This is a genomic window from Streptomyces sp. NPDC051963, assembly GCF_044593495.1.
In the GTDB taxonomy this organism is placed as follows: domain Bacteria; phylum Actinomycetota; class Actinomycetes; order Streptomycetales; family Streptomycetaceae; genus Streptomyces.
The window spans coordinates 359967-385179 of sequence record NZ_JBIUCC010000006.1 but is presented as its reverse complement, the minus strand read 5'-3'; the positions used below and the strand labels follow the sequence as shown (position 1 = coordinate 385179).

At 67.1% G+C, this 25213-nt stretch carries 24 protein-coding genes and 1 pseudogene; 16 read left to right on the top strand and 9 right to left on the bottom strand.

The window, feature by feature from the left end; all coding sequences use genetic code 11:
* Nucleotides 1–69: 69 nt before the first annotated feature.
* Entirely contained in the window at nt 70–981 is a 912-nt protein-coding gene (locus ACIHFB_RS26300) for a dienelactone hydrolase family protein (RefSeq protein ID WP_365282022.1), read from the bottom strand.
* Nucleotides 982–1217: 236 nt separating this feature from the next.
* On the opposite strand from ACIHFB_RS26300, the gene ACIHFB_RS26295 reads away from it, so the two are divergent.
* From ACIHFB_RS26295 to ACIHFB_RS26255, 9 genes and pseudogenes are all read left to right on the top strand, one after another.
* A complete protein-coding gene (locus ACIHFB_RS26295) occupies nt 1218–1808 on the top strand; it encodes a helix-turn-helix domain-containing protein (protein WP_365282021.1) in 591 nt (196 codons plus the stop codon).
* Between the two features lie 514 nt (nt 1809–2322).
* Nucleotides 2323–3279, top strand: a complete 957-nt coding sequence (locus ACIHFB_RS26290) for a hypothetical protein (protein WP_365282076.1) — start codon at nt 2323–2325, stop codon at nt 3277–3279.
* Nucleotides 3173–3523 carry a cytochrome P450 gene (locus ACIHFB_RS26285; RefSeq protein WP_400128278.1) on the top strand — a complete coding sequence of 117 codons (351 nt, stop codon included), beginning with the start codon at nt 3173–3175 and terminating at the stop codon, nt 3521–3523. The genes ACIHFB_RS26290 and ACIHFB_RS26285 overlap by 107 nt, the downstream gene beginning before the upstream one ends.
* An 11-nt stretch (nt 3524–3534) precedes the next feature.
* Nucleotides 3535–3741, top strand: coding sequence for a ferredoxin (locus ACIHFB_RS26280; protein ID WP_365282020.1), 207 nt, complete (start codon nt 3535–3537; stop codon nt 3739–3741).
* Nucleotides 3696–4573 (top strand): annotated as a pseudogene (locus tag ACIHFB_RS26275) (NAD(P)/FAD-dependent oxidoreductase); the annotation flags it as partial. The gene ACIHFB_RS26280 and the pseudogene ACIHFB_RS26275, both read left to right, overlap by 46 nt.
* 108 nt (nt 4574–4681) lie before the next feature.
* Nucleotides 4682–4891 carry an oxidoreductase C-terminal domain-containing protein gene (locus ACIHFB_RS26270; RefSeq protein WP_365282069.1) on the top strand — a complete coding sequence of 70 codons (210 nt, stop codon included), beginning with the start codon at nt 4682–4684 and terminating at the stop codon, nt 4889–4891.
* A 58-nt stretch (nt 4892–4949) separates the two neighbouring features.
* On the top strand, nt 4950–5741 hold the full coding sequence (locus tag ACIHFB_RS26265) for an SDR family oxidoreductase (RefSeq protein ID WP_365282019.1): 792 nt from the start codon (nt 4950–4952) through the stop codon (nt 5739–5741).
* An 85-nt stretch (nt 5742–5826) separates the two neighbouring features.
* Nucleotides 5827–6702 carry an SDR family NAD(P)-dependent oxidoreductase gene (locus ACIHFB_RS26260; protein ID WP_400128090.1) on the top strand — a complete coding sequence of 292 codons (876 nt, stop codon included), beginning with the start codon at nt 5827–5829 and terminating at the stop codon, nt 6700–6702.
* Between the two features lie 37 nt (nt 6703–6739).
* On the top strand, nt 6740–7927 hold the full coding sequence (locus ACIHFB_RS26255; RefSeq protein WP_365282017.1) for a cytochrome P450: 1188 nt from the start codon (nt 6740–6742) through the stop codon (nt 7925–7927).
* 48 nt (nt 7928–7975) lie between these two features.
* Here the strand turns inward: ACIHFB_RS26255 and ACIHFB_RS26250 are convergent, their stop codons facing one another.
* The 3 genes from ACIHFB_RS26250 to ACIHFB_RS26240 all read right to left on the bottom strand — a co-directional run bounded on the left by ACIHFB_RS26250 (nt 7976) and on the right by ACIHFB_RS26240 (nt 10688).
* Nucleotides 7976–8908 carry an SDR family oxidoreductase gene (locus ACIHFB_RS26250; protein ID WP_365282016.1) on the bottom strand — a complete coding sequence of 311 codons (933 nt, stop codon included), beginning with the start codon at nt 8906–8908 and terminating at the stop codon, nt 7976–7978.
* Complete coding sequence (locus tag ACIHFB_RS26245; protein ID WP_365282015.1) at nt 8868–9926, bottom strand: NADP-dependent oxidoreductase; 1059 nt, start codon at nt 9924–9926, stop codon at nt 8868–8870. The genes ACIHFB_RS26250 and ACIHFB_RS26245 overlap by 41 nt, the downstream gene beginning before the upstream one ends.
* A 66-nt stretch (nt 9927–9992) precedes the next feature.
* Nucleotides 9993–10688 (bottom strand): type 1 glutamine amidotransferase domain-containing protein, encoded by a 696-nt coding sequence (locus ACIHFB_RS26240; RefSeq protein ID WP_365282014.1) that lies wholly within the window; start codon nt 10686–10688, stop codon nt 9993–9995.
* Nucleotides 10689–10872: 184 nt separating this feature from the next.
* On the opposite strand from ACIHFB_RS26240, the gene ACIHFB_RS26235 reads away from it, so the two are divergent.
* Together ACIHFB_RS26235 and ACIHFB_RS26230 are read left to right on the top strand one after the other, a co-directional pair.
* A complete protein-coding gene (locus ACIHFB_RS26235) occupies nt 10873–11802 on the top strand; it encodes a LysR family transcriptional regulator (protein ID WP_400128275.1) in 930 nt (309 codons plus the stop codon).
* 195 nt (nt 11803–11997) lie between these two features.
* Nucleotides 11998–13020, top strand: coding sequence for a DNA-directed RNA polymerase subunit alpha (locus tag ACIHFB_RS26230; RefSeq protein ID WP_365282013.1), 1023 nt, complete (start codon nt 11998–12000; stop codon nt 13018–13020).
* Between the two features lie 109 nt (nt 13021–13129).
* Here ACIHFB_RS26230 and ACIHFB_RS26225 read toward each other — a convergent pair whose 3' ends face one another.
* From ACIHFB_RS26225 to ACIHFB_RS26210, 4 genes are read right to left on the bottom strand one after another with little or no spacing between them, the layout of a single operon-like run.
* The gene (locus ACIHFB_RS26225; RefSeq protein WP_365282012.1) at nt 13130–14017 is read right to left on the bottom strand and encodes a carbohydrate ABC transporter permease; all 888 of its coding nucleotides are present in this window, start codon (nt 14015–14017) and stop codon (nt 13130–13132) included.
* Between the two features lie 29 nt (nt 14018–14046).
* Nucleotides 14047–14997 carry a carbohydrate ABC transporter permease gene (locus ACIHFB_RS26220; protein ID WP_400128089.1) on the bottom strand — a complete coding sequence of 317 codons (951 nt, stop codon included), beginning with the start codon at nt 14995–14997 and terminating at the stop codon, nt 14047–14049.
* Nucleotides 14998–15056: 59 nt separating this feature from the next.
* Nucleotides 15057–16328, bottom strand: coding sequence for an ABC transporter substrate-binding protein (locus ACIHFB_RS26215; protein WP_400128088.1), 1272 nt, complete (start codon nt 16326–16328; stop codon nt 15057–15059).
* A 34-nt stretch (nt 16329–16362) separates the two neighbouring features.
* On the bottom strand, nt 16363–18384 hold the full coding sequence (locus tag ACIHFB_RS26210) for a glycoside hydrolase family 127 protein (protein WP_400128087.1): 2022 nt from the start codon (nt 18382–18384) through the stop codon (nt 16363–16365).
* 254 nt (nt 18385–18638) lie between these two features.
* Here ACIHFB_RS26210 and ACIHFB_RS26205 point away from each other — a divergent pair, with 254 nt between their 5' ends.
* From ACIHFB_RS26205 to ACIHFB_RS26195, 3 genes are all read left to right on the top strand, one after another.
* Nucleotides 18639–21158: a SpoIIE family protein phosphatase gene (locus tag ACIHFB_RS26205; RefSeq protein ID WP_400128086.1), complete on the top strand. Its 2520-nt coding sequence runs from the start codon at nt 18639–18641 to the stop codon at nt 21156–21158.
* Nucleotides 21152–22060 carry a substrate-binding domain-containing protein gene (locus ACIHFB_RS26200; RefSeq protein WP_365282007.1) on the top strand — a complete coding sequence of 303 codons (909 nt, stop codon included), beginning with the start codon at nt 21152–21154 and terminating at the stop codon, nt 22058–22060. The genes ACIHFB_RS26205 and ACIHFB_RS26200 overlap by 7 nt, the downstream gene beginning before the upstream one ends.
* A 189-nt stretch (nt 22061–22249) precedes the next feature.
* Nucleotides 22250–23044, top strand: coding sequence for an SDR family oxidoreductase (locus tag ACIHFB_RS26195; RefSeq protein WP_365282006.1), 795 nt, complete (start codon nt 22250–22252; stop codon nt 23042–23044).
* Between the two features lie 75 nt (nt 23045–23119).
* On the opposite strand, the gene ACIHFB_RS26190 is transcribed toward ACIHFB_RS26195, so the two are convergent.
* Nucleotides 23120–24085 carry a helix-turn-helix domain-containing protein gene (locus tag ACIHFB_RS26190; RefSeq protein WP_365282005.1) on the bottom strand — a complete coding sequence of 322 codons (966 nt, stop codon included), beginning with the start codon at nt 24083–24085 and terminating at the stop codon, nt 23120–23122.
* Nucleotides 24086–24142: 57 nt separating this feature from the next.
* Here ACIHFB_RS26190 and ACIHFB_RS26185 point away from each other — a divergent pair, with 57 nt between their 5' ends.
* Nucleotides 24143–24511 (top strand): DUF6616 family protein, encoded by a 369-nt coding sequence (locus tag ACIHFB_RS26185; protein ID WP_400128085.1) that lies wholly within the window; start codon nt 24143–24145, stop codon nt 24509–24511.
* A complete protein-coding gene (locus tag ACIHFB_RS26180; protein ID WP_400128084.1) occupies nt 24508–25170 on the top strand; it encodes an HD domain-containing protein in 663 nt (220 codons plus the stop codon). The genes ACIHFB_RS26185 and ACIHFB_RS26180 overlap by 4 nt, the downstream gene beginning before the upstream one ends.
* Nucleotides 25171–25213 lie beyond the last annotated feature (43 nt).

Here is a 25213-nt window from a genome sequence, read left to right as displayed (position 1 = left end):
GATCTCCATTGAGCCAGTAGTTGTGCTGTCGCGCCAGGGCCCTGGCGATTCGGGGTCAGGTGCGGATTGTTAGGTGTGTTGGCTGAGGGTCGTGAGGCCGAAGAACTCGCTGATCACTTGAGCGGTCTGAAGGGTGTGGTCGGTACGGCCCATGATGATGCGAGTGGCGAGCGAGGGGACCTTCTTCTTGGGCCCTGGGATTGTGTGGCCGCCCTCGTGCACGGTGTACAGGGTCACCGGAGGATGGCCCGGCTGACGGTAGTCGGTCCGTTCGATTCGTGTCCGTCCCGTCCCGGTCGCTTTCAGAGCCGTGCTGGTGGGGGCGGTGGTGATGCCGTTCCGGCGGGCGTAGTAGGCGGCGGTATCCTGTGCGGACAGTCCGATGCCTCGGGGACTGACCCTGAACATCTTGGCCATTCCTCCCGCGTACGGAGTGATGGGGTCCTTGGTGCCGTGAACAAACATGACGGGCAGCGGTTGCCCCTGCGGGGAGTCCGGGGCGAAGTTGTCCGGGACGGGCTGGGTGGCGGAGAGGATGGCCGCTCCCGCCAGGGCTGAGGGCCTTTCATGGATCAGGCGCATCACCATCTGCCCGCCATTGGAGAAGCCGACGGCGTGGACCTGCGCGCTGTCGCCTTCGTAGCGATGCACCAAGAGGTCGATCGCGGCCATGACGAAGGCAACGTCGTCCACGTTGTCGGTCCGAGCCGCTGAGGTGTTCACGAGCCGGGCATCGTTCCAGTGCTTCTTGTATCCATCGAGGTACGCAACGACCGCGCCGGACTCCGTCCCGATGTCGTCGAAGGTGTTCGCCGTGAACGACCGGATCGCAGAAGCGGTCTGCATGGAGCCGTGCAGGACAAGCACCACGGGCACCTTGTCAGCCCCCGGCTGCCGCCGGTGCACAACGGTCAGCGTGCGTCGCCTGCCTCCGACGTCCAACGACTCGGCCGACACACTGATCTCGGGCAGCGTACTCATCGAAGATCCCATCCCTCAGGAGATGACAGTGGCGCGGGCTTCCTGCGCCAGGACCTCCAGTGTAACAACAAACGGATTGATTATCCGAATGGACTAGCTATCCGATACGTGCGGAGTCGCTTCGTGATCGAGTGGGCGGCAGTCATGGATTCGGCGGGCCGCCACCCGGGTCGCAACCCTAAACGGACTCGGTATCCGAATGGACTGGAAATCCGCTACCCGAGTAGAATCGTGAGATGAGTGACACGGCTTCCCCTCAACTACCCGCGCTGCGCAAGGATGCCGCCCGCAACCGCCGCCGCATCATGGATGCGGCACGGGCCTTGGCGCGGGAAGGGAAGGCAGGCCAACTCAACGCGGTTGCCCAAGCGGCTGATGTCGGAGTTGGCACCGTCTACCGGCACTTCCCGACGCCGGAAGCCCTCCGTGACGCCCTGGCCGCTGAACAGTTCACCGCCTTGATCCGCCATGCAGAGCAGGCGGCGCAGGCCCCCGACGCTCATGCTCTGCGTGACTTCCTGAGGGTTGCCCTGTCCGCCTACCTGGAGGACGACATCTTCGCCGAGGCGGCCACGGACCCGAATCCCGGCACGCCTGAGATGCAGGATCTGCGTCAACAACTCCTGGCCCAGGTGGGCAACTTGCTCGCTGCTGCCGCCGAGGACGGCGCTTTGAATTCGTCGATCGATGCCTCGGACATGATGCTCCTGCTGTGCGGCATAGGGTTCGCCATCCGCCACGTTCCCGACCGCAGCGATCCCGGCCTGCCGGACCGGTACCTCAATGCCCTGCTTGACGGTGCTCTCAGGCCCCAACCGCGCGACTGACGCTTCGCGGATTGAATCCACCGAGCGTCGCGGAGCGGGGTCGGGTTGACGCGGCCGTGGATGGCTTGGGTGGCTGCCGCATGTCGGGGTGAGTCTCGACCGGTTTCGCGGATCTGGCGGGAGTGGAAGGCGGGGGAGTTGCTCCGGCCCGGCGGCCGGGCCTTGTCCGGGGCCGCTTGGTCATGGCGCCGGCGGAAGGGTTGGTAGCGCGGAGGGCCGTTCCGTGCACCGTGAGTGCCGACGGCCTCCTTGATCCGACTCTGTGTGACGTCCGTGACGCGGCGACGGCCGGTGGAGCGGCAGTACTTGAGTACCGGATGAGTTGTCCATTCGGATACGCCATCCGATTGTGGTTATAGTGGTCCTGACGCAGCCGGACCCTGGCCACGGTCGACGTCGTAAGACGGCGATGCATGCTGAACGGTGAGTGCCGTCAGCGGCAACCCGATGCGGACAGGGTCCTGACAACCGGGCGTTCATCGCCTACAGCCACCTCCCTCGACAGGAGCGTGCTATGCCTCGTCAGGAAGCCGCCGCCTTGCTGACCGACCGACACGACCTTCGCTGTCCATTCGCCCCCGACAGCAAACTCACGGTGACCCGGGACAGTGTGGACGGTTTGCCGGCGGTCCCTGTGGTCTTCGGGCCGGGTCCCGGAATTGTCGCCCTCGCGATCACCCGATACGCCGACGTACGGCAGGTCCTCGGTGACGAACGGTTCCGTGTGGGCCTCGCCTCCGATCCCGAGAGCCCGCGGACTTTGGCCAACCAGCCGGGCTTCCTGCTCAATTACAACGGCCCCGAGCATGCCCGGCTTCGTCGCATGCTCACTGGTGCCTTCTCGGTGAAACGTGTCCAGCAGCTCAGGCCGCAGATCGAACAGATCGTCACCGCCCAGCTGGACGAACTGGCCAAGGCCGGACCGTTTGGGGACCTGGTCACCGATTTCGCCTTCCCCGTGCTCTCCCAGGTGATCTGCGCACTGCTCGGCGTGCCGTACTCGGAACGCACGGAGTTCCAGCGGCGGACCGAGATCATCCTCGAAGGCCGCGGGAGTACACAGCAAGCGGTCGACGCTGTGACCGATTTCCGTGCCTACGTCGTCGGTATCGTCGCCGGCCGCCGCGCCGACCCCGGTGGCAGCCTGCTCGGCGACCTGGTGCGCGAGCACGGACACGAGCTGAGTGACGACGAGTTGGTCGGCATCAGCATCCTGTTGCTGATCGCCGGGCACGAAACGACGTCGAACATGATCGCGCTCAGCACACTGGCGCTGCTACAGGCACCAGAGCAGCTCGGCCTGGTCCGCGACGACGATCGGGTCACCGACACCCGCGGTGGAAGAGCTGCTGCGACTACTCAGCATCGCTTCGTCCCTGGCCCTGGAGGCGACCGAGGACGTCACTGTCGGCGACCACCGTGTCAGGGCCGGGCAGCGCGTCGTGGTGTCCCCACTGGCTGCGAACTGTGATCCCAGCCTTATCGGCGACGGCTCAGCGCTGGATGTGCGACGCAGGCCTGTCCCGCATCTGACGTTCGGGTTCGGGGTGCATCAGTGCCTCGGTCAGCAACTCGCCGGGCTGGAGCTGCGGATCGCGCTGCCCGCCCTCCTCCGACGCTTCCCGGGCTTGCGGCTGGCGGTCCCCGAAACCGACTTGCGGTTTCGCGTCAACGGCCCGGTCTACGCGCTGCGCGCCCTGCCCATCACCTGGTGAGAGGATCAGAGATGAACGTCATCATCTACGAGGAGAAGTGCGTCGGCAGCGGGCAATGCGTGCTTGCCGCACCCGAGGTGTTCGACCAGCGTGACTCCGACGGCATCGTCCTCCTCCTCCAGGACACTCCGCCGGAAACCGAGTTGCCGAACGTCCGCGAGGCCGCCGTCCTGTGCCCGGCGGCTGCCATCCGCATCCAGGAACAGTTGGCGTCGTGATCAGTGACGTACTGGTGGTCGGTTCGTCGGCAGCAGGCCTGGGCGTCGCCGAGGCGCTGCGCCGCAACGACTTCCACGGCACCGTGACGTTCCTCGGCGCCGAGCGGCACCAGCCCTACGATCGGCCGCCCCTGTCGAAGCAGGTGCTCTCCGGTGCTTGGCCGGCGCAGCGGGCAGCGCTGCGTACTGCCGGTGACCTCGACGCGCTGAAGGCAGACTGGGTGCTCGGCAGGCGGGCGACCGCGCTGGATCGCGCCCGGCGCATCGTGGCCGTGGACGATGGGACGGAACTCGCCTACCGCACGCTCGTCGTGGCGACCGGGCTGACGCCCCGACAGTTGCCCGCGCAACCGCACCTTGCGGGGATGCACACCCTGCACACTCTCGAAGACAGCGCGGCGCTGCGTCATGAGCTGGTCCCCGGGCGCCGGGTGGTCGTCGTCGGCGCAGGAGTGCTCGGCTGCGAGGTCGGCGCCACTGCGCGGGGCTCGGTTGCATCGTCACGCTGGTCGACCCACTTCCTGGGCCCATGCACCGGCAACTCGGAAGCCCCCTGGGGGAATTCGTCTCGGCCCTGCACCGGGGACATGGTGTTCAGATCCGTGCCGGAGCCGATGTGCAAGGGCTGCTTCAGGAGGGCGGGCGGGTCATCGGGGTAGAGGTCGACGGCGAAGTCCTGCCTGCTGACGTCGTGGTGGTGACCATCGGCGCGAAGCCGGCGACCGGATGGCTGGAGGACAGCGGACTCGACCTCGAAGACGGTGTCGGGTGCGATTCACGGTGTCGGGCCGCACCGGACGTATACGCCGTCGGCGATGTCGCCCGCTTTCACCATCTGCATCAGGGCAGGCGGTTGCGGCTGGAGAACCGTACGAACGCGGTTGAGCAGGCATTGCTGGTTGCCTCGAACATCACCGGCGCCGACCGCGCCTACACGCCGGTGCCGTACTTCTGGACCGACCAGTACGGGACTCGGATCCAGATCTACGGCACCACCCAGCCCGGTGCGGCCGTCGAACTGCTCGACGGCAGCCTGGAGGACGGACGGTTCGTGGCTGTAGCGAGGTCGGACGGACGGATCACTGCGGCCATCGGCTGGAACGACGCGCGCGGCGCACGAAAGGCCCGTCAACTGGTCGCGGCGGCGTGACCACTGTCTGCTGATCCGTGAGAGAGCAAGGCGTCCTGCCCACACCAGAGGAGTCCCCATGTACGACGTGTCGTCCGTCTCCGGCCGCACGGCCCTCATCACGGGAGCGTCGACCGGCATCGGTGCGGAGTTCGCCCGTCAACTGGCAGCGCGAGGGGCGAGCCTCGTGCTCGTCGCCCGGTCGATCGACAAACTGGAGACGCTAGCCGTGTCATTGCGACGCCGATACGGCATCGACGTGATCACTGAAAAGCTGGATCTGTCCGCGCCCGATGCTTCAGATCGTCTCTTCCAGCGGATCACCGAACTCGGCCTTTCCGTCCACTTCCTCGTCAACAGCGCAGGCGTCAGTCTTGTCGGACCGGCGGTGGAGTTGCCCATATCGCGAGTGGCTGAGCTTGTAGATCTCAATGCCACGACCGTTCTGGAGAACACCATCCGGTTCCTGCCCGCCATGACCGCTCGAGGCAATGGCGTGATCATCAACGTCGCGAGCACGGCGGCCTTCCAGCCCGCCCCCTACATGGCCACATACGGTGCGACCAAGGCCTGCGTCCTGTCGTTCACACAAGCTGTGAGCGCCGAGAATGCCAGCACCGGCGTCCGGATACTCGCCCTGTGCCCCGGACCGACTGATACCCCCATGATGGACGGTCAGAGATCGCCGCTGGGCAGGATGCGGACCCCCGAGCAAGTGGTCTCTACGGCATTCAAAGCGTTGAGAACGCGCAAGACGTCCGTCGTCGATGGACGACTCAGCGCCTTTTTCGCCCGGATTGTCGCCCGCCTTCCGGTGTCCATTCTGCTCACAATGTCGAGCCGGATGATGAAGAGAAACATGGCTGGCTGATTCCACCAGCCGATCAACCTGAGCTCGACAGACAGGGATTGGCTCCCGGATGCCGAAATTGAGGGGCACTATGAGAACAGTTGTCATGACGGGCGCTACCTCAGGATTGGGTGCCGTCGCCGCGCGGTATATCTCGCAGACTCCCGATACCCGGCTCATCGTCGGATCTCGGGGAAAGCGGGTCGACGACGCAGAGACCGAGTCCCTCGATCTGTCGCGGCTCGCAAGCACCCGAGCATTCGCCCAACGTGTCTGTCAGTTGCTCGGGGACACCCCGATCGACGTACTGGTGCTGAACGCCGGCCTCGGCGTCACTGGCGACAGTCTTGCCACCGAGGACGGCTACGAGACCGTATTCGCCACCAACCATCTCGCGCACTACCTGCTCCTACGGCTGTTCGTCCCTCACCTGTCCCCGACCGCGACGGTTGTCGTCACGACCAGCGACACGCACGATCCGAAGATCAACAAACTGGCCCCGCCCCGGCATGCCTACGCGGACGCCCTTGCGCTCCCCGAAGCGGGCAAGGGCTCGTTGGGGATCCTGGACTCGTTCCGGGCCTATTCCTCCTCGAAGCTGTGCAACCTGCTCACGGCCCGCGGTCTCGCCCAGTACGGCGCCGAGCGGGGGAGCAGCGTCACCGTTGTCGCCTATAACCCCGGCTTCACGCCCGGAACCGGGCTGAACCGGTCCGCGAACCGGACCGTGCGCACCGTCATGAGTGCGGTGGTACCCGTCGCCCGGCGATTCCTGCACATCAACACGGTGGTCGAAGCCGGCCGGGTCCTGGCGGACCTGGCGCTCGGTGAGGTCCGGCCGCCGGACGGACGCATCTACGCCTCGCTCGTACGCGGGGAGTTGACGTGGCCGGACCCGGCGCCGTTGGCCCGCAGCGACAGCGCGATGGACAGCCTGTGGCGTGACAGCGCCGCTCTTGTCGGCCTGGAGCCGAATCCGTAGATCCAGCATTGAAACGCCCCCCACCAAGGAGTTGACGATGGCCCAGTCCACCCCCGCGGCCCCCAGTTCGAACCGGGACTCGCGGCATCCGATCGAACCAGCGCCGGAGTTCGCCAAGCTGCGGGCTGAGAAGCCGGTGTTGAGGATTCAGCGGCAGATGATGAACGGCCACCTGACGACCATGTGGTTGATCACCACGTACGCGGAAGTTCGCGAGTTCCTGGCCAGCCCTCGTACGAGCAACAGTTTCAATCGTGGCGCTGCCGCTCAGAGTCAGCCGGGGTTCCTCCTGTCCTTGGACCCGCCCGATCACACCCGGATCCGCCGGATGCTGACCCGCGAATTCTCCGTGAAACGGATCAACGCACTCCGCCCGCGAGTCCAGGAGATCGTCGACGGCTTCCTCAACGACATGCTGGCCGGGGGGAGGACCGCCGACCTGATGCACGACTTCGCACTGCCCGTCCCGTCACTTGTCATCTGTGAGCTGCTCGGCGTGCCCTACGCCGATCGCGCGGACTTCCAGCGGCGCAGCGACGTGCTTCTGGACCCGACAGTGGAAGCCGAGGCAGGGGCGGAGAACTCCCGCGAGATGAACGCCTACATGAGGGATCTGGTCGCACGGCACCGTGACAGCCCCGGTGACGACATCCTCGGCATGCTCATCCGGGAACACTCGGATCATGTCAGTGACGACGAGCTCGTCGGGATCGGCAACATCCTGCTGATCGCTGGTCACGAGACGACGGCCAATACCATCGGACTGGGTACGTTGCTCCTGACGCAGCACCCCGAGCAGATGCGGCTGGTCCGCGAGGATCCGGGTGTGCTGGGAACCGCTGTCGATGAAATCCTGCGGTACCTGTCGATCGTGCACACCGGTTCCCCACGTGTCGTTACCGAGGACATCACCTTGGGAGGCGAGACGATCCCGGCCGGCGAGATGGTCATGGTGTCGCTGCCTTCAGCCAACCGCGACGCCGGCTTTCTCGAGGACGCCGATGTCTTCGACGTCACGCGCAAGCCGGGAGCGCACCTTGCCTTCGGCCATGGCATCCACCAGTGCCTCGGGCAACAACTGGCACGTATGGAACTGTCAGTGGCCCTTCCCGCCATGCTCAACAAGCTGCCGAACCTGCGGGTGACAACGCAGGAGTCCGAGCTGGTGTTCCGGTCCGACGGCCCGGTGAACGGCGTGCGGGCCCTGCCGATTACCTGGGACTGAGGGCAATGCCCGAGCCCCTCAGCGCATGTGTGGCTGCTGCCTCTGCACTCACCCCTGCTCTCGGGAATGGCTGAGGGATCGTGTGGCTGCTCGCCCGCCGGGTCCGATGATCGAGGATTCCAGTGTGCCGCGTTGCCTGACGTCGTTGAGCGCGGCCTCGTCCGCCGCCGCCACGTGACTGCGGGATCCGATTTCGATGACTGGCGGTAGGCACGCCCGGAACAACTTGAGCATCCCGACCCACCGTGGCACGTGAATCGTCCGGGCCCGCGTCAGGATTCCGGCTTCGAGTCTGTCCAGCGCGACGTCCAGCGGGTATGTCCGACCCAGCAAACCGGGCATCGCCGCACGCAGCGGGCCGAACGAGGGGTGCGTGTCGGCGCTCTCGACCATGTCCGTACGAATCCATGTCGGGTGAGCGACCCCGACCTTGACGCCCAGATGGGAGACCTCGACACGGAGACTGTTGGAGAAGGCCTCCACCCCGGCCTTCGCGGCGGCGTAATTCGCCATGCCAGGCCCGTGGGTGATCGCGGCGAGCGACGAAATGGCAAGCAGGTAGCCTTTACGCTCGATCACGTGCGGCAGCGCTACCCGGAAAGTCCGCCAAACGCCAAGTAGGTCCACGTCGATGACCTTTTCGAATGCTTTCACGTCGACAGATCGGACGAATCCGGCTGTCACGATGCCGGCGTTCGCGATAGCGATATCGATCCCACCAAAATGCTCCGCAATGCTTGCCGTCGCCTTCCCTAAATCGTCCCAGCTCGTAACGTCAGCTTCCCACGCTCGCGCGGTTGGACCGATACGATCAGCGATCCTTCCCAGCTCCCTGGCCTCGAGCCCAATTAGAGCGACCTTCGCACCACGAGCTGCAATCCGCTCCGCAAGACCCGCTCCGATTCCTCGCGCGGCACCAGTGATCATTACCACCTTGCCGTCAAGCCTCTTGTCCTTGAATGGCGCAAATGGCTTGAACATAATTCAAACTCCTGGTCAGTTCGATCAACGTCTTGCCAGTGTGCGCGCCGCGCATCATGGCAAGGAATCCCTCAACCGCGTTCTCGATGCCGACGACGATGGTCTGTTCGGTGCGCAGTAGGCCGTCCTTGAGCCAGCCGACGGCGTGCTGCCGGTAGTCCGCGACGAGATGTTCGTGGTCGTTGACGTTCATGCCACGCAGCGAGAGGCGTTTGCCGATCGCGAGGACGAGGTTGTTCGGGCCGGGGCTGGGTTCGATGTCGTTGTAGACCGAGATCGCGCCACACAGCGCGATGCGCCCGTGGGTGTTGATCGCGCCCAGCGCGGCTTCCAGGTGATCGCCTCCGACGTTGTCGAAATAGACGTCGATGCCGTCCGGAGCAGCGGCGGCGAGCTGGCCAGGCAGGTCACCTTCGCGGTAGTCCAGTCCGATGTCGAAGCCGAACCCGTCGACCAAACGGCGGGACTTGTCCGGTCCGCCGGCCGAACCGATGACCTTGGCCGCTCCCAGATGTCGTGCCACTACTCCCGCGACTGTGCCGACGGCGCCTGCCGCGCCGGAGATGAAGACAACGTCGTCTCTTGTGACCGGGGCGATCTCGGTCAGCCCGGCGTAGGCGGTGATGCCGGTGGCGCCGAGTACGCCGAGGTACGCCGAGGCCGGGGCGATGTCGACGTCGATGACCTTGACTTCGGCGGCGTTGACTAGGGAGTACTCGCGCCAGCCCGCGAAGTGGCTGACCGCTGTTCCTGGCTGGACGTCGTCGGCCCGGGAGGCCACGACGGTGCCCACCGCGGCACCATCCATCGCCTCGCCGAGGTTGAAGGAGGGGATATAGGACTTACGGTCGTTCATCCGACCGCGCATGTAGGGGTCGACCGACATGAGGTCGTTGCGCACGATCACCTGCCCCGGCGCCGGGTCGGGGACAGTCGTGGTGACGAGCGTGAAGTCTGCGGGCTTCGGCTCACCGATCGGGCGGGTGGTGAGGTGCCATTCCCGACTGGGAAAAGGCATGGGTGGCCTCCTGATGAGATTGCGGCTGCGTCGAGTGCCTAGGTGAGCCAGTCGACGCTCATGTCTTCAGCCCAGTGCCTTGAGCATCTCCGCTGCCAAGGGAGCGGACGAAGCCGGGTTCTGTCCGGTGATCACGGTGCGGTCGACGACGACGTGGGGCGCCCACGGCGCCGTCTCCTCGAACACGGCGCCCGACTCCACGAGCCGGTCCTGCAGCACCCATTTCACCTTGTCGGCGAGGCCGGTCTGGGTCTCCTCGGCGCGAGTGAACCCGGTGATGCGGTAGCCCGCGAACAGCCAGGCGCCCTCGGCGTCGCGTGCCCCCAGGAGTGCGGCTGCGCCGTGGCAGACCACACCGAGCGGCTTACCTGATGTCAGGGTGGCCTGGAGCAACTCGGCGGAGGGGCCGCTGTCCGCCAGATCTTCCATCGGTCCGTGGCCACCGGGGTAGAACACGGCGACGTAGTCGTCGAGGCGGACACTGTCCAGATCGACGGGCTTCGTCAGTTCCGTGATTGCGGCCAACGCTGCCGTGATCTTGTCCGCGTTCTCTTGGCCTCCGTTGAGCTCGGGAGAAAGGCTCTCCTGGTCCACGGCCGGAATCACGCCGCCGGGGGTGGCCACGACGACCGTGTGGCCTGCGCTTGTGAAGGCGTTGTAGGGCGCGACTACCTCCTCGGCCCAGAATCCGGTGGGGTGTTGAATACCGTCCGCGAGCGTCAGGTGAGTGGCACCTGTCACCACGAAGAGGATCTTGGTCATGTCGTGCTTCCTCCAAGGGAAGGTCCTGATCGGCGAGTTGATGCCTCGTCGACGTGCCCGACGATAGGTTCGTCGCGCCGCCAGCCGCCAATAGCGAATCCCGTATCAGACATTGATAAGCTGATGAGTGATCGCGACAGAAATGAGTGTTGACGTGACCGCTGGTGATCCGGATGAGCCAACGATGGAACAATCGACGTCGACTGCGCCGCCATTGAATCTGAATCTACTGCGGACGTTCTTGGCAGTGCATCGAACCGGGTCATTCACAGCTGCCGCACGCCTGCTTGGCCTTTCTCAACCAGCAGTCACTACACAGGTGAGGTCGCTGGAACAACAACTCGGTCGTGAGCTGTTCGAGCGGCAGTCGCGGGGCGTCATTCCATCCCCATTCGCGGATGAGCTGGCCTCGGAAGCAGCAGCGCCACTCAAGGCGCTGGCTGCGCTGAGCGGGCGTGAAGGAGTCCACGGCGGCGGTATTTCTGCGCCGGTGCATTTGGGTGGCCCTGCCGAGGTGATATGCGCCCTTGTTCTTCCGGCGCTGGCACCGGTCATCGAGCGTGGTGTCCGACTCAGTGTGACCTTTGGAATGACCGATCAGGTTCTCCAGGAAATCCGGTCCGGGCGACACGACCTCGTCATATCCACCTATCGTCCCAGGGGGCGTGGCCTGATCGCGAACCCATTGTCGGACGAGGAATTCCTGCTCGTGGCCGCCCCCGTGTGGGCCGAGCGGATCGGTGGGTCGCGACGGCTGGACTCCGATGGTCCGTCAGCTCTTCAGGACGTCCCCTTGGTGGCCTTTGCCGAAGACCTCCCTATTCTCCGCCGCTACTGGCGCCACGTCTTCGGCACCCGGCTCACCGCGCGTGCAGCCATCACGGTGCCGGACCTGCGTGGGGTGCTGGCCGCAGTCGCTGCTGGTGCGGGCGTCACGGTCCTGCCCCGCTACCTCTGTGCCGATCACCTCGCAAACGGCACCCTGGTTCTGCTCCGCCGGCCGGAGGACTCTCCGATCAACACGGGCTATCTCGTCGAGCGGCTTGATTCAAACAGCGATCCGCATGTCGCGATCGTTCGCGACCGCCTTCTGGAAGTCGGGCGTACGTGGTGAGGGCCGGTGGAAGCCTGGTCCCAGCGCGAGGGGACCCGCCGGACTGGAGGCGAAAGGCCCCTGTCACACGCGGCTCTACCGGGTAGTTGGGCTCTCTTGGACAGCCGTATCGCCGGTATCGCCCGTATCGCCCGTAGTCTTTGTGGTGTCAACGGCGTCACATAGCGGGCGCCGAACCACTGGAGGCAACACCTCGTGCTTATTGCTCAGCGTCCGTCCCTGACCGAAGAGGTCGTCGACGAGTTCCGTTCCCGGTTCGTGATCGAGCCGCTGGAGCCGGGCTTCGGCTACACCCTCGGCAACTCTCTTCGCCGTACGCTCCTCTCCTCGATTCCCGGGGCTGCCGTCACGTCCATCCGCGTCGACGGCGTTCTGCACGAGTTCACCACCGTGCCGGGCGTCAAGGAGGACGTCACCGATCTGATCCTCAACATCAAGCAGCTGGTCGTCTCCTCGGAGCACGACGAGCCTGTGGTGATGTACCTGCGCAAGCAGGGTCCGGGTCTGGTCACCGCCGCCGACATCGCGCCCCCGGCCGGTGTCGAGGTACTCAACCCCGACCTTGTCCTCGCCACGCTCAACGGCAAGGGCAAGCTGGAGATGGAGCTCACGGTCGAGCGTGGCCGTGGTTACGTCTCCGCCGTTCAGAACAAGCAGGTGGGCCAGGAGATCGGTCGTATCCCGGTCGACTCCATCTACTCGCCGGTGCTCAAGGTCACGTACAAGGTCGAGGCCACGCGTGTCGAGCAGCGCACCGACTTCGACAAGCTGATCGTCGACGTCGAGACCAAGCAGGCCATGCGTCCGCGTGACGCCATGGCGTCCGCCGGCAAGACGCTGGTGGAGCTGTTCGGTCTCGCCCGTGAGCTGAACATCGACGCCGAGGGCATCGACATGGGTCCGTCCCCGACGGACGCCGCCCTTGCCGCCGACCTCGTGCTGCCGATCGAGGAGCTCGACCTCACGGTTCGGTCGTACAACTGCCTCAAGCGTGAGGGCGTCCACTCCGTGGGTGAGCTGGTCGCGCGTTCCGAGGCCGACCTGCTCGACATCCGCAACTTCGGTGCGAAGTCGATCGACGAGGTCAAGGTGAAGCTGGCCGGCATGGGTCTGGGTCTCAAGGACAGCCCGCCCGGATTCGACCCGACCGCTGCTGCGGACGCGTTCGGCGCGGACAACGACGCGGACGCCGGCTTCGTGGAGACCGAGCAGTACTGATCGCTGCGCCGCGCTGCGAAGGCGGCGTGGAACTCACCAGGAGCAACGCCGAGTTGCTCCTGGTGAGTTGTGGGTTGCGCGCTCGCATGCTCCCCGTTCCTGCGCGCGCCTACTTCATCGCGCCGCTGAGCAGTCCGCCGACGTAGTACTTCTGCAGCAGCAGGTAGATGACGAGGCAGGGGACGATGGTCACCGCGACGCCTGCCTGGAGGACCCCCCAGTCGACGCTTCCGAAGCTGCCGCTGGCGAGGACGCTGAGACTGACCGGGAGGGTGAATTTCTCCTGGTCGGTGACGAGGATCAGCGCTGCGAAGAACTCGTTCCAGCAGGCGAAGAAGGTGAGCAGGGCGGTGGTGATCACGCCCGGCACTGCGACCGGCAGGACGACCCGGACCATCGCCTTCAGGATGCCGCAGCCGTCGATCAGCGCGGCCTCTTCGAGACTGCGCGGGACGGCCGCGAAGGAATTGCGCATCAGGAACAGCCCGAAGGGGAGCTGGAAGGTGGTGTAGACGGCGGCCAGTCCGAGCAGCGAGTTCTGGAGGCCGAGGTTGTCGAGGAGCAGGTAGAGCGGGGTGATGACCGCCTGGAAGGGGACCATGAAGGTGGCGAGGGTGGCGAAGAAGAGGACGTTGCTGCCGGGGAAGCGCAGTCGCGCGAAACCGTAGCCCGCGACGGTGCTGAGGACCACGGTCGCGAGTGTGGCGCCCAGGGAGACCAGCAGGCTGTTGCCTGCGCTGGCCACGATGTCGATCCCCGCCTCACCGCCCAGGGCCCGGAAGTTGTCCAGGGACAGCTCGTGCGGATAGAGGGTGGGCGGCGCGGCGGCGGCCTCGCCCGGTGCCTTGAGGCTCTGCGAGAGCATCACGTACAGCGGGTAGAGGAAGAGCACGGCCAGACAGGCGCAGACCGTCCACCAGGCGGCGCGCGGCAGCGACTGGCGGATGGCGGCCACCGGGTTTCTGGAGTCCGAGTCCGTCTCCTCCGGCCTTCTCACCGGGGCGCGGGTCCCCTTGCTCGGCCTCCTCACGGTTCGGATCCTCCGTGGTCGGAAGAGCGCAGCAGCAGCATCTGCACCGCGCTGACCGCGGCGAGCACGATCATGAGCAGGGCGGACAGGGCCGAGCCGTATCCGAGCTGGAACTTGATGAAGGACGTGCGGTAGATCTCGTACACCGCGGTGATCGTCGAGTTCGACGGGCCGCCACCGGTCATGACGTAGAACTGGTCGAAGGCGAGCAGCGAACCGGCGACGGAGAAGACCAGGACCAGGGCCAGCGTGGGGCGCAGCAGCGGAAGGATGACGTAGCGGTAGGTCTGGAGGCGGCTCGCGCCGTCGATTCTGGCGGCCTCCTCCACGTCGGTGGGGATCGACTGGAGTCCGGTCAGCAGCAGAAGCATCTGGAGGCCGACGATTTTCCAGGTCACCATGCCGATGACCACGAGCATCGCGGACGTCGATCCGGCGAACCAGTTGGTGGCGCGGCTGCCGAGACCGAGGTGGTCGGCCAGGTCCCCGGCCGGACCGATGTCGGACTGGAACATGAACAGCCACAGGAAGGCGCCCGAGGCGAGACCGACCACGACCGGCAGGAAGTACAGGGCCTGGAAGAAGCGGGCGCCGCGGTGCCTCTGCCGGACCAGCAGGGCCAGTCCGAACCCGAGGACGAACAGCACCGGCGTGGTGATGAGCGTGTACTTGACCGTGAAGATCACGGCGGTGCGGAACTCGCTGTCGTGCAGGGCGTCGCGATAGTTCTCCAGACCGATGAAGCGGTGCTCGCCCAGCAGCGGCCAGTCGTGGAGCGACATCCACAGCATCATGACGAGCGGGACGAAGAAGAAGAGCGTGATCATCGCCAGCGCCGGGGTGGTCATCGCGATACCGGCCAGCCGGCGCCGCCCGGCCCGGGACAGGGGCCGACGGTGGACGGCGCCGTCACCGGCACTGCCGCCGCGCTGGGTGAGGGAGGGCATCTGCTCAACTCCGAGGAGGGGAGGGAGGACGACGACGGGGGCGCGGCGGCGGTCTCAGCTCATGGCGCGTTGTCGATGATCGACTGGGCGGCCTTCTGGCCTTCCTCCTGTGCCTGGGAGATGTCGCCCTCGAAGACGGCCTGGTTGATCATTTTGACCCAGGGCCCGTTGTTGTCGTTGAACAGCGCGTTCTCGACCGTGCTGTACGGCGTACGGCCCTTCTCCATCGCCTCGCCCAGCACCTTGTACCGGGGATCGAGCGGGTTGTAGATCTTGTCGATCAGATCGGTGCGTACCGGGACGACGCCGTTCTCCGCGAGGACTGTCTGAGCCTCCTCGCCGGTCGTCCACTTGATGAACTCCTGCGCCTGCTCCTTGTTCTTCGCGTTCTTGGTCACGGCGATCTCGTCGCCGCCCGCGAAGGAGGCCGTGCCGCCGTCCTTGCCGGGCAGCGGAGCGACACCGAAGTCGACCTTGTCGTCCGCGTTGAGGACCTGCACGAAGAAGGCGCCGATCGGCGTCATGCCCAGCTTGCCGCTCTGGAACAGGGCGGGCTGGTTGGTTCCGGTGTCGGTCCTGGACTGGGCCGGCATCGAGCCGTCGGTGTACAGCTTTCGGTAGAAGGTGAGCGCGTCGGTGACCTCGACCGTGTCGAACAGGGCCTTCTTGCCGTCGGCGGAGAGCACGTCGCCGCCGCTGGCCCAGATGTGCGGAGTGAACTCGAAGACCTGGCAGCCGCCGCACTGTCCGGCGATGGCGTACCCGTAGGTGTCCTTGCCCAGCGCGCGGATCTTCTGCGCGGCGGAGGTGATCTCCGCGTAGTTCGCCGGGGGCTTGTCCGGGTCGAGACCGGCCTTTCTGAACAGGTCCTTGTTGTAGAAGAGAACGGACGCCTCGGCGGTGAATGGCAGCGCGTACGTACGGCTGTTGTACGTGGCGAGCTTGCGGTGGGCCGCGCTCAGGTCGTCCTTGTACGGCAGCTCGTTCTCCAGCTCCGTGATGTCGTCCAGTACCCCGGTGGAGGCGAAGTACGGCAGGTACACGAGGTCGATGGAGGCGACGTCGGGTCCTGAGCCGCTCGCGGCCGCGGTGCCGAACTTCTGGACGAAGTTGGCGGTGGGGACGACGGTCACTTTCACCTTCGTGTCGTGGTCATCGTTCCAGGCGTCCGCGACCAGGTTGATGAAGCCCTTCTGGGCGTCGCGGGCCCACAGCGTGATGGTTCCCGAGTCTGATCCCGACGTGTCCGAGTCCGAGCCACCGCAGGCGGTGGCGATCAGCGCCACGGACGTCAGCAACGTACCCGCTGCTGTTGTTCTGCTGGTTCGCATGACTACCAGTCCTTCAAGGGGTGGTGGGGCGCACTCAGCTCGTGGGCAGCCAGACGCGCATACTGCCGTCCTCTCGGTTGGCCCAGGCGTAATAGGGGATGGTCGTCAGTTCGACAGGTGCGTCCGCGGGGACGTCCACCACGTCCCGGGCCTGCGCGGCGCCAGCGGTACCTCGGACCGCGCGGTACGGCCACCAGCCCTGACCGGCGGGCCGGGCCCGCAGCCGGCCGGAGCCGACCACGGTGGTGACCCCGCCCAGCAGGTCGGGCCGGTGCCTGACGGTCAGTTCCGCGGCGGGGTCGAGCACGATGTCGTCCAGGCCGGGGAGGCCGGGCTGGTCCACCTGCTCCAGGCAGTGGACGAGCGGGCCGCGTTCGACGGCCACGCAGCCCCGGACCGCGTCGACCCTGGGGTCGGCCTCGGTGAGCCGCGGATTCATGGCGAGGTTCAGGACGACCGTGTCGCCGGGCTGCCAGGCGCGGCGGATCCGCAGCCAGCCGTCCTCCGGCGCCTGCTCGGCGGGCGCGGCACCGATCTCCAGCGTGTACTGCTCGCACCAGTGCGGCATCCGCAGCGAGAGGGTCCACTCCCCGGGGCCCGCCTCGTCCACGGTCACCGCGATCCGGCCCTGCCACGGGTAGTCGGTGTCCACCCGGACCGCGACCCGGCCGCCGTCGGTGAGCCCGCCGTACGAGCCGGTGGCGTACTGGTGCAGTTGCAGACCGTCGGCGTCGGTACTGGCCAGGTAGTGGGGCAGGCTCGCGAGCATCCGCATGACATTGGGCGGGCAGCAGGCGCACGTGAACCATGGGGTGCGGCGCGCAGTGTTGTCCCCGCCCTGGGACTCGTAGCCGTCGCGCACCCGGAGCGGGTTGACGTACAGCCAGCGCAGCCCGTCCAGGGAGACTCCGGACAGGAAGCCGTTGAACAGCGTCCGCTCGATCAGGTCCGAGTAGCGGGTCTCGCCCGTGAGCAGGGCCATCCGCCAGTTCCACTGGATCGAGGCGACGGCCGCGCACGTCTCGCAGTACGCACGCTCGTTGGGCAGTTCGTGCGGGTCGCCGAAGTCCTCCGACTCGTGGTGGGCGCCGAGGCCGCCGGTGAGATACGTCTTGGTGGTGGTCATCGCCTCCCACAGCCGCTCCATCGTGGCGCGCAGCTGCGGATCGCCGGTCTCGGCGGCCACGTCGGCGACGCCGGCCAGCAGATAGAGCTGGCGTACGGCGTGGCCGGTCACGGTCTCGGCCGCCCGCACCGGAACATGGTCCTGGTAGTACGCGGGCCCCGGGGGGACGGCGTGTGCGTCGCCCAGCATGGGGGGCCCGTCGTGCAGCAGGCCGTGCCCGCGCCGGTCGACGAAGTACCCGGCCAGGTCCAGATAGCGCCGCTCGCCGGTCTCCCGGTAGAGCTCCACCAGGGCGGTCTCGATCTCGGGGTGCCCGGGGATGCCGTCGACGGGCCTGCCGGGGCCGAAGGTGTCGTCGATGTGGTCGGCGAAGCGGCGGGCGATGGTGAGCAGATCGTCCCGTCCGGTGGCCCGGTGGTGGGCGACGGCGGCCTGGATGAGGTGGCCCGCGCAGTACAGCTCGTGGCCCCAGCGGAGTTCGACGAAGCGAAGTCCGGGCTTGACCACCTGGTAGTAGCTCTGTAGGTAGCCGTCGTCCTGCTGGGCCTCGGCCAGCAGGCGGATCATCCGGTCCACGTCCTCGGCCTGCGCGAACTCCTCCTTCCGGTCCGTCGCCGCCAGCTGCCAGGAGGCTGCCTCCAGCCATTTGGTCACGTCGGTGTCGAGGAAGGGCAGCTCGCCCCGGTACTCACCGGTCGCCGTGCCGGCGGCCAGCCGGAGGTTGTGCAGATTGCCGACGGAGTCCAGCAGTGCCGGGCCCTGGGGGATGCTCACCTCTGCGTTGACGCGTCGGCGCTCGTACCAGAAACCGCCGGTGACACGGGCTGACTCGGCCGGCCGCAGTGCGACCTGTGCCCGGTCACCGAGCCGGACAGGGCCCGGTGTGGGGGTGGAGGTGGGGGCCGGCCCCGGGGACGGAGGAGGAGACATGGAGGTGCTCCCTGCGTAAGGGATATTCAGGTTGTTTCTCTACATTCACCTACAGACTGCTCCGCATCGTCGCGCCATGCGAGGTGCCGGGAGACGTGAAGCGTGACGGGGCCCGGGTGGCGGGAACATCGATGAGTCGACGGGGGGAGTGGGCGCTCGCCTGCGGGGCCAGATCCCGGTGCCGGGTGTGCTTTGGCCGGATATGGTGGGTGGTGCTTACGGAGCGCGACTCGGCGGCTGCGAGGTGAGCAACGATGACACGCCGTGGCAAAGCTGTTCTCGAGTCGCCCCATGATCACGATCCGGCGACCGATCTGGCCACGGCAACGCTGACCCGACACGGCATCGTGACAAGTTGGAGTGACGGCGCACAGCGTCTGCTGGGCCATGCCGCCACGGACGTCGTGGGGCGCGTCGTCACCGAGTTGCTCGCCGCGGACCCCTCCGACGAGGCCTGGGCAGCCCTGGCCGGTGCGGACGCCTGGAGCGGGACGGCCGCCATCCGCCATCGCGACGGCAGCCGCCTCGATCTCGGCCTGCGTGTGTGCCCGTCGCTGGACGGCGCGGGCGAGGCCAGCGGGTTCGTCGTGGCCTTCGAGCCGGCCCCGGCCGGAAACGGGTACGAGGACGCAGGCGGGGACGATCGAGGGATGCTGGAGCGGGCGTTCACCCAGGCCTCGGTCGCCCTGGCCACGTTCGACGCCGAGCTGCGGTACCAGGGGCTCAACGACATCGCGTGTGACATGGCGGGAACCACAGCCGCACAGCTGCGCGGACGCCGGTACCGGGACACCGTCCCCGACAATCCCGCCACGCAGGGGTTCCTGCGGCATCTGCGCCAGGTGGTCCGGACCGGGACGCCGACGAGTTACGACAGCCAGTTCGGCGGCCGTGCCTGGAGCATCGAGATGTGGCCGGTCAAGGACCCTTCGGGCCGGGTGTGTGGCGTCAGCGCCGCGTCGTTCGACAGCAGCGCACAGCACTGGGCCCAGCAACGGCTGGCCCTGCTGAACGAGGCGGGCACCCGCATCGGCACCACCCTGGACGTGGTGCGCACGGCCCAGGAACTGACCGAGCTGGTGGTGCCGCGGCTTGCCGACTTCGTCAGCGTGGACCTGCTCGACTCGGTCCTCCAAGGGGAGGAGCCGACCGCGGAGCCCATTCATGCCGAGGTCGTACTGCGCCGGGTCGCGCATCGGTCCGCCGTCGAGGGCGTCCCCGAGGCCGCCGTTTCCCTGGGCGCGGTCGACACCTACCCGGCGTACTCACCGGCGGCCCGCTGTCTGGCCGTGGGCCGCCCCATCCTGAGCGGGCTGGAGGATGCCGACTTCGTCCGGTGGATCGAGGACGACGACGTCAGGAACGCCGGCGTCCGTCACGCCGGCGTCCACTCGGGCATGGCGGTGCCGCTGAAGGCCCGCGGGATCACACTCGGGGTGGCCGTCTTCTGGCGCCGACTGCGTCCGGACCCCTTCCAGGCGGACGACTTGGTCCTCGCCGAGGAACTCGCCGGCAGGGCAGCGGTCTGCGTGGACAACGCGCGGCGCTACACCCGCGAGTACACCGCAGCACTCACATTGCAGCGCAGCCTGCTGCCGAGGGGACTCCCCGGGCAGGCGGCCGTCGAGGCCGCCTTCCGCTATCTGCCCGCCGGTTCCCAGGCCGGTGCGGGCGGCGACTGGTTCGACGTGATCCCGCTGTCCGGAACCCGGGTCGCCCTGGTGGTCGGCGATGTGGCCGGTCACGGCGTCCGTGCCTCCGCCACCATGGGGAGCCTCCGTACGGCCGTCCGAACCCTCGCCGATGTCGACCTGCCGCCGGACGAGCTCCTCACCCATCTCGACGACCTGGTCACCCATCTGACCTCCGATGACGAGGACGACACGACCGTCTCCGACGCGCAGGACGCCGACGGGATCAGTGCCACGTGCCTGTACGCCGTCTACGACCCCGTCTCGCGCCGCTGCACCCTCGCCAGCGCCGGCCACCCCCCGCCCGGCGTCCTCTACCCCGACGGTACCGTCGCCCTCGTCAGCGTCTCCCCGGGTCCTCCGCTGGGCATCGGCGGTCTGCCCTTCGAAGCCACCGAACTGGAACTGCCCGAAGGCAGTCTGATCACCCTCTACACCGACGGCCTCATCGAAGCCCGCGACCGCGACATCGACGCGGGCCTCGACCGGCTGTGTCAGGCCCTGGCCTCCCCGTCCCCTTCGCTGGAGGTCACCTGCGACACCCTGATCGATGCACTGCTGCATTCCTCCATCTCTCAGCCGGGTGAGGGGCAGCCCCGTTTCTCCTCGGGCCTCGGACCGGGTGGATCCCCCACTCGCCTCGCTCGCCCGGCCGACGATGTCGCTCTGCTCGTCGCACGTACCCGGGCCCTGCACGCCGACCAGGTCGCCACCTGGGGTCTGCCGGCCGACCCCGAGATCGTCGCCGACGCCCGGCTCCAGGCCTCCCGCCAGCTCAAGACCTGGGGGCTGGAGGAAGCGGGGTTCATCACGGAGCTGGTGGTCAGCGAGCTGGTCACCAACGCCATCCGGTACGGCGCGGCCCCCATCCAGCTGAGGCTGATCCGCGACCGCACCCTGATCTGCGAGGTCTCCGACGGCAACAGCGCCGCCCCCCACCTGCGTCGCGCCCGCACCTTCGACGAGGGCGGCCGCGGCCTTCTCCTGGTCTCCCAGCTCACCCAGGGCTGGGGCACCCGGCAGACCGTCAGCGGCAAGACCATCTGGGCGGAGCAACTCATCCCGACGGGCCAGGCATGGTGATCGACGTGAACGCCGACGCCGCCTCGGAGACACCTCCGAACGGCCTCACCCGCACGATCGGACTGGTCTTCCCGCCGGCCGGCGATCACTACACGGAGACGCAGATGGAGTTCATCGGCCGGGTGGCCGAGGCGGCCCAGGAGCACGACTACGACGTGCTGCTGACCACCGGCCGCGAGGTGGACGACGAGCCGTTCCAGCGGATGCTGACCGGACACCGGGTGGACGGCCTGATCCTGATGGAGATCCGGTTGGAGGACGCCCGGGCCGTCCACCTCATCGAGCTGGGCTTCCCCTTCGTCACCATCGGACAGTCCGGCCTGGAGAAGACCTGGTGGGTGGACATGGACTGGGTGGCCCTCGGCAGTGCCTGTGTGCGGCACCTGGCCGACCTGGGCCATCGCAGGATCGCATTCGTCAACCGGTCACAAGAGTTCTTCCATGCCGGGTACGAGTCCGCGCACCGTGGGCTCGAAGGGTTCAACCAAGGCATTGCGGAGTTGGGGCTCACCGGACGCGGTTATCACTGCGGGGACGACGAGGCCGAGGGCGAGGCGTGCCTCGAGCGGATCCTGCACGAGGAGCCGACCACCACCGCACTGGTGACCCTGAACGAGGCGTCCCTGGGCGGCGTGTACCGAGGGCTGACCCGTGCGGGCCGCGTCGTGCCGCGGGACTTCTCGGTCGTCGGCCTGGTGTCCGGACCCTGGGTGGAAACGGTGACGCCGCCGCTCACCGCGGCCGACGAGCCGATCGACGAGATCAGCCGGTTCGCCGTCGAGCTGATGCTGGAGCGGTTGGCCTCGCCCGGCGCCCCTCCCCGGCACGTCGTGCTGAGATCGCTGATCTCCATCCGCTCCAGTACCGGCCCTTGTCCTTCGGGACCGGATGCCGAGCTCTGAGTCAGTCGAGATCGACACCGTCCGACACGAGCGACCTGAGTGTCACCCGTCGCCGAGTGGGCATACGCAGCCGAGTCCGTGCCCGTCGGAATCGGCCGGAGTGGCGAGGCGATCGCCCTGACGCCAGGCTGATGGCAGACGTACCGGCACGCAGAACGGCGAGACGTAGAACAAGGGGACTGGTTCCACATGCAGATCGACCTGGCGGGGCGTACCGCTCTGGTGACGGGCTCGACGCAGGGCATCGGCGCGGCGATCGCCGCCGGACTCGCGCGCTCCGGCGCCCGTGTCGGGGTGAACGGCCGAAACGAGCAGCGGGTCGCGGAGGGCGTGGCGCGGCTGGCGGCGGAGGTGCCCGACGGCTCCTTCGTGCCCGTGGCCGCCGACGTGGCGAACGAAGAGGGCGCACAGCGCGTCCTGGAGGCGCTGCCGGAGGTGGACATCCTTGTGAACAACCTCGGCATCTTCGGCTCCGCCGACCCGTTGGAGATCAGCGACGAGGAGTGGCGGCGCTATTTCGATGTGAACGTGCTGGCCGCGGTTCGGCTGATCCGCATGTACCTGCCGGGTATGACGGAGCGCGGCTGGGGCCGGATTCTGAACATCGCCAGCGACTCGGCGGTCGTCATCCCGGCCGAGATGATCCACTACGGCATGTCCAAGACCGCGCTCCTCGCGGTCGGCCGCGGCTTCGCGAAGCAGGCGGCGGGCACGGGGGTGACGGTCAACTCGGTCATCGCCGGCCCCACCCACACCGGCGGCGTCGAGGACTTCGTGTACGAACTCGTCGACCGCGATCTGCCCTGGGATGAGGCCCAGCGCGAGTTCATGCGCAAGCACCGGCCGCAATCCCTCCTGCAACGGCTGATCGAGCCCGAGGAGATCGCCCACATGGTCGTCTACCTCAGCTCCGACCAGGCTTCCGCCACGACGGGCGGAGCCCTGCGGGTCGATGGGGGATACGTCGACTCGATCCTGCCGTGACGACGAGGGACCCGGCCTCACGAACGGTCGAGCACCACACTCTTCGGCCCTCCGGTCGGAGACGGAAGCCGGCAGTCAGGCGGCGAATGTGCGGCGGTAACTCGACGGGCTGGTCCTGGTCATCGTGGTGAAGTGGATCCGCAGTGACTCCGCGGAGCCGAAGCCGCATTGGTGGGCGATGTCGTCGATGCCGAGGCGGGTGGTCTCCAGGAGCTCGCGGGCGCGGGCTACGCGTTGCATGGCCACCCACTTCATGACGCTCGTTCCGGTCACGGCTCGGAATCTGCGGCGCAGCGTTCGTGTGCTCACGTGGCTGTGCCGGCTGACGGATTCGAGGGTGAGCGGTTCGTCGAGGTGTTCCAGGATCCAAGTGATCACCTCGGTGATCTCGGCATCACCGGCGGGCGGGATGTGCTCGATGAACTGGGCCTGTCCGCCTTCGCGGCGGGGCGGGCTGACGAGGAAGCGGGCCATGGTGTTCGCGGCGGCCTGACCGTGGTCGAGCCGCAGAAGATGCAGACACAGGTCGGTTCCGGCGAGGACACCCGCGGAGGTGAAGACACCGGTGTCCTCGACGTAGAGCTCCGCTTCGCGGATCGTGACCGACGGATAGCGGTCTCGTAGCAGTCCCGCCCAGTGCCAGTGGGTGGTGGCGCTGCGGCCGTCCAGGATCCCGGCCGCCGCCAGGGCGAAGGCGCCCGTGCAGATCGACACCATCCGACAGCCTCGGTCGTATGCGTCACGCAGGCGTCCGACCAGCTCGGCGTCCGGGGGCTCCGTGGGGTCCTGCACTCCGGCGACGATCACGGTGTCCGCCGTGTCCAACCGGTCGAGTGGCTCGACCTCGCGGGGCACCAGCGGGCTTTCCGCGGGAACCGGACTCACCAAGGTCAGCTTGTAGGGAGCGCCGCCGGGCCAGCAGGCGGTCACGTAGTCCGGCCAGTGACCGAACACCTGCTGGGGAACGGCCACGTCCAACAGGACGTAGCCCGGCTGCACCACCACAGCGACCTTGGCCGGATCTTTGGGATTACTGTCCATCTGGCCATCGTACGGCGACCTGGGAATTCCTAGGCTGGACGCATCATTCCGATCGCGATGAGTGAGGAGATGCGCAACATGTACGTTGTGGTCGAGACGTGGACCCCGAAACCCGCGTTCTTCGCCGCCGACGAGGAGACGCTGCACAACCTGTTCGCGGGGATAAAGGAAGCGATGAAGCAGCTCGCGGAAATCGGCGTCGTGACACTCGGCTGGGGCAGGGCGGAACCGGCCCCGCATTCCACGTCCTACGACTGGTTTGCCGTCTGGCAGGCCCCTTCTAGGGAATTGGCCGACGGTTTCCTGGGCGGTGTCGAAAGCGCCGGCTGGTACGACTACTTCGAGCAGACCAACCTCGTGGGTGAACTGCGATCGGGCGATGCCGTCATGGCCGAGCACCTGGCACTGGAGGCCGAGGTCAAGTGAGCGTGCTCGAGAATCTGCCGGAGGAGATCGGAAGTTGGCCGCGTACGGCGGCTGCGGAGGCCGCTGTCGCCTTCACTGCCGAGCACGCTCCGGAATGGCTGTTCAACCATAGTGTCCGCAGCTATTTCTATGCCCGCAGTATCGCCGTCGCCAAGGACCTGGTTGCCGGTGTGGACTACGACGACGAGACGCTCTTCCTTGCCACGGTGCTGCACGACATCGGCCTGACCGACGTGGGGCAGGGGCCGAACCGGTTCGAGGTGGACAGTGCGTTCACGGCCGCCCGCTTTGCCCGAGAGCACGGCTTGTCCGATGCTGCCGCCGACCAGATCTGGGATGCGGTGGCGCTGCACACCTCCTCGGGGATCGCGCCTCACAAGAGTGCGGTCTGTGCTCTCGCCCATTTCGGAATCGGCGCCGACATATTCGCTTTCGGTGTCGAGGAGGTGGACCGGGCGGTACTGGACGCAGCGCACGCGGCGTTCCCGTATCTGGATCTGCGGGAGAACATCCACGCGCAGCTGGTCCATCAGATCGACGAGCAGCCGTCGAAGTGGGTGCCGCTGTCGTTCGTCGACATCGTGTATCGCAAGTACCGGCCGGACAATCCGTTCCCCGGACTGGACGAGTTGGTCGCCGGCCCGGTGCGTCCGGACTGACGAAGTCGCGCCCGCTCACAGATGACCGGTCCCGATCCGGCCG

Excerpts from the sequence above, each read along its gene's own strand:
- ACIHFB_RS26220 (WP_400128089.1), bottom strand. The coding sequence starts at position 14,997 with ATGCCCTCCCTCACCCAGCGCGGCGGCAGTGCCGGTGACGGCGCCGTC.
- ACIHFB_RS26255 (WP_365282017.1), top strand. The coding sequence starts at position 6,740 with ATGGCCCAGTCCACCCCCGCGGCCCCCAGTTCGAACCGGGACTCGCGG.
- ACIHFB_RS26300 (WP_365282022.1), bottom strand. The coding sequence starts at position 981 with ATGAGTACGCTGCCCGAGATCAGTGTGTCGGCCGAGTCGTTGGACGTC.
- ACIHFB_RS26215 (WP_400128088.1), bottom strand. The coding sequence starts at position 16,328 with ATGCGAACCAGCAGAACAACAGCAGCGGGTACGTTGCTGACGTCCGTG.
- ACIHFB_RS26245 (WP_365282015.1), bottom strand. The coding sequence starts at position 9,926 with ATGCCTTTTCCCAGTCGGGAATGGCACCTCACCACCCGCCCGATCGGT.
- ACIHFB_RS26195 (WP_365282006.1), top strand. The coding sequence starts at position 22,250 with ATGCAGATCGACCTGGCGGGGCGTACCGCTCTGGTGACGGGCTCGACG.
- ACIHFB_RS26185 (WP_400128085.1), top strand. The coding sequence starts at position 24,143 with ATGAGTGAGGAGATGCGCAACATGTACGTTGTGGTCGAGACGTGGACC.
- ACIHFB_RS26290 (WP_365282076.1), top strand. The coding sequence starts at position 2,323 with ATGCCTCGTCAGGAAGCCGCCGCCTTGCTGACCGACCGACACGACCTT.
- ACIHFB_RS26240 (WP_365282014.1), bottom strand. The coding sequence starts at position 10,688 with ATGACCAAGATCCTCTTCGTGGTGACAGGTGCCACTCACCTGACGCTC.
- ACIHFB_RS26280 (WP_365282020.1), top strand. The coding sequence starts at position 3,535 with ATGAACGTCATCATCTACGAGGAGAAGTGCGTCGGCAGCGGGCAATGC.
- ACIHFB_RS26200 (WP_365282007.1), top strand. The coding sequence starts at position 21,152 with ATGGTGATCGACGTGAACGCCGACGCCGCCTCGGAGACACCTCCGAAC.
- ACIHFB_RS26265 (WP_365282019.1), top strand. The coding sequence starts at position 4,950 with ATGTACGACGTGTCGTCCGTCTCCGGCCGCACGGCCCTCATCACGGGA.
- ACIHFB_RS26205 (WP_400128086.1), top strand. The coding sequence starts at position 18,639 with ATGACACGCCGTGGCAAAGCTGTTCTCGAGTCGCCCCATGATCACGAT.
- ACIHFB_RS26235 (WP_400128275.1), top strand. The coding sequence starts at position 10,873 with ATGGAACAATCGACGTCGACTGCGCCGCCATTGAATCTGAATCTACTG.
- ACIHFB_RS26210 (WP_400128087.1), bottom strand. The coding sequence starts at position 18,384 with ATGTCTCCTCCTCCGTCCCCGGGGCCGGCCCCCACCTCCACCCCCACA.
- ACIHFB_RS26260 (WP_400128090.1), top strand. The coding sequence starts at position 5,827 with ATGACGGGCGCTACCTCAGGATTGGGTGCCGTCGCCGCGCGGTATATC.
- ACIHFB_RS26250 (WP_365282016.1), bottom strand. The coding sequence starts at position 8,908 with ATGTTCAAGCCATTTGCGCCATTCAAGGACAAGAGGCTTGACGGCAAG.
- ACIHFB_RS26190 (WP_365282005.1), bottom strand. The coding sequence starts at position 24,085 with ATGGACAGTAATCCCAAAGATCCGGCCAAGGTCGCTGTGGTGGTGCAG.
- ACIHFB_RS26295 (WP_365282021.1), top strand. The coding sequence starts at position 1,218 with ATGAGTGACACGGCTTCCCCTCAACTACCCGCGCTGCGCAAGGATGCC.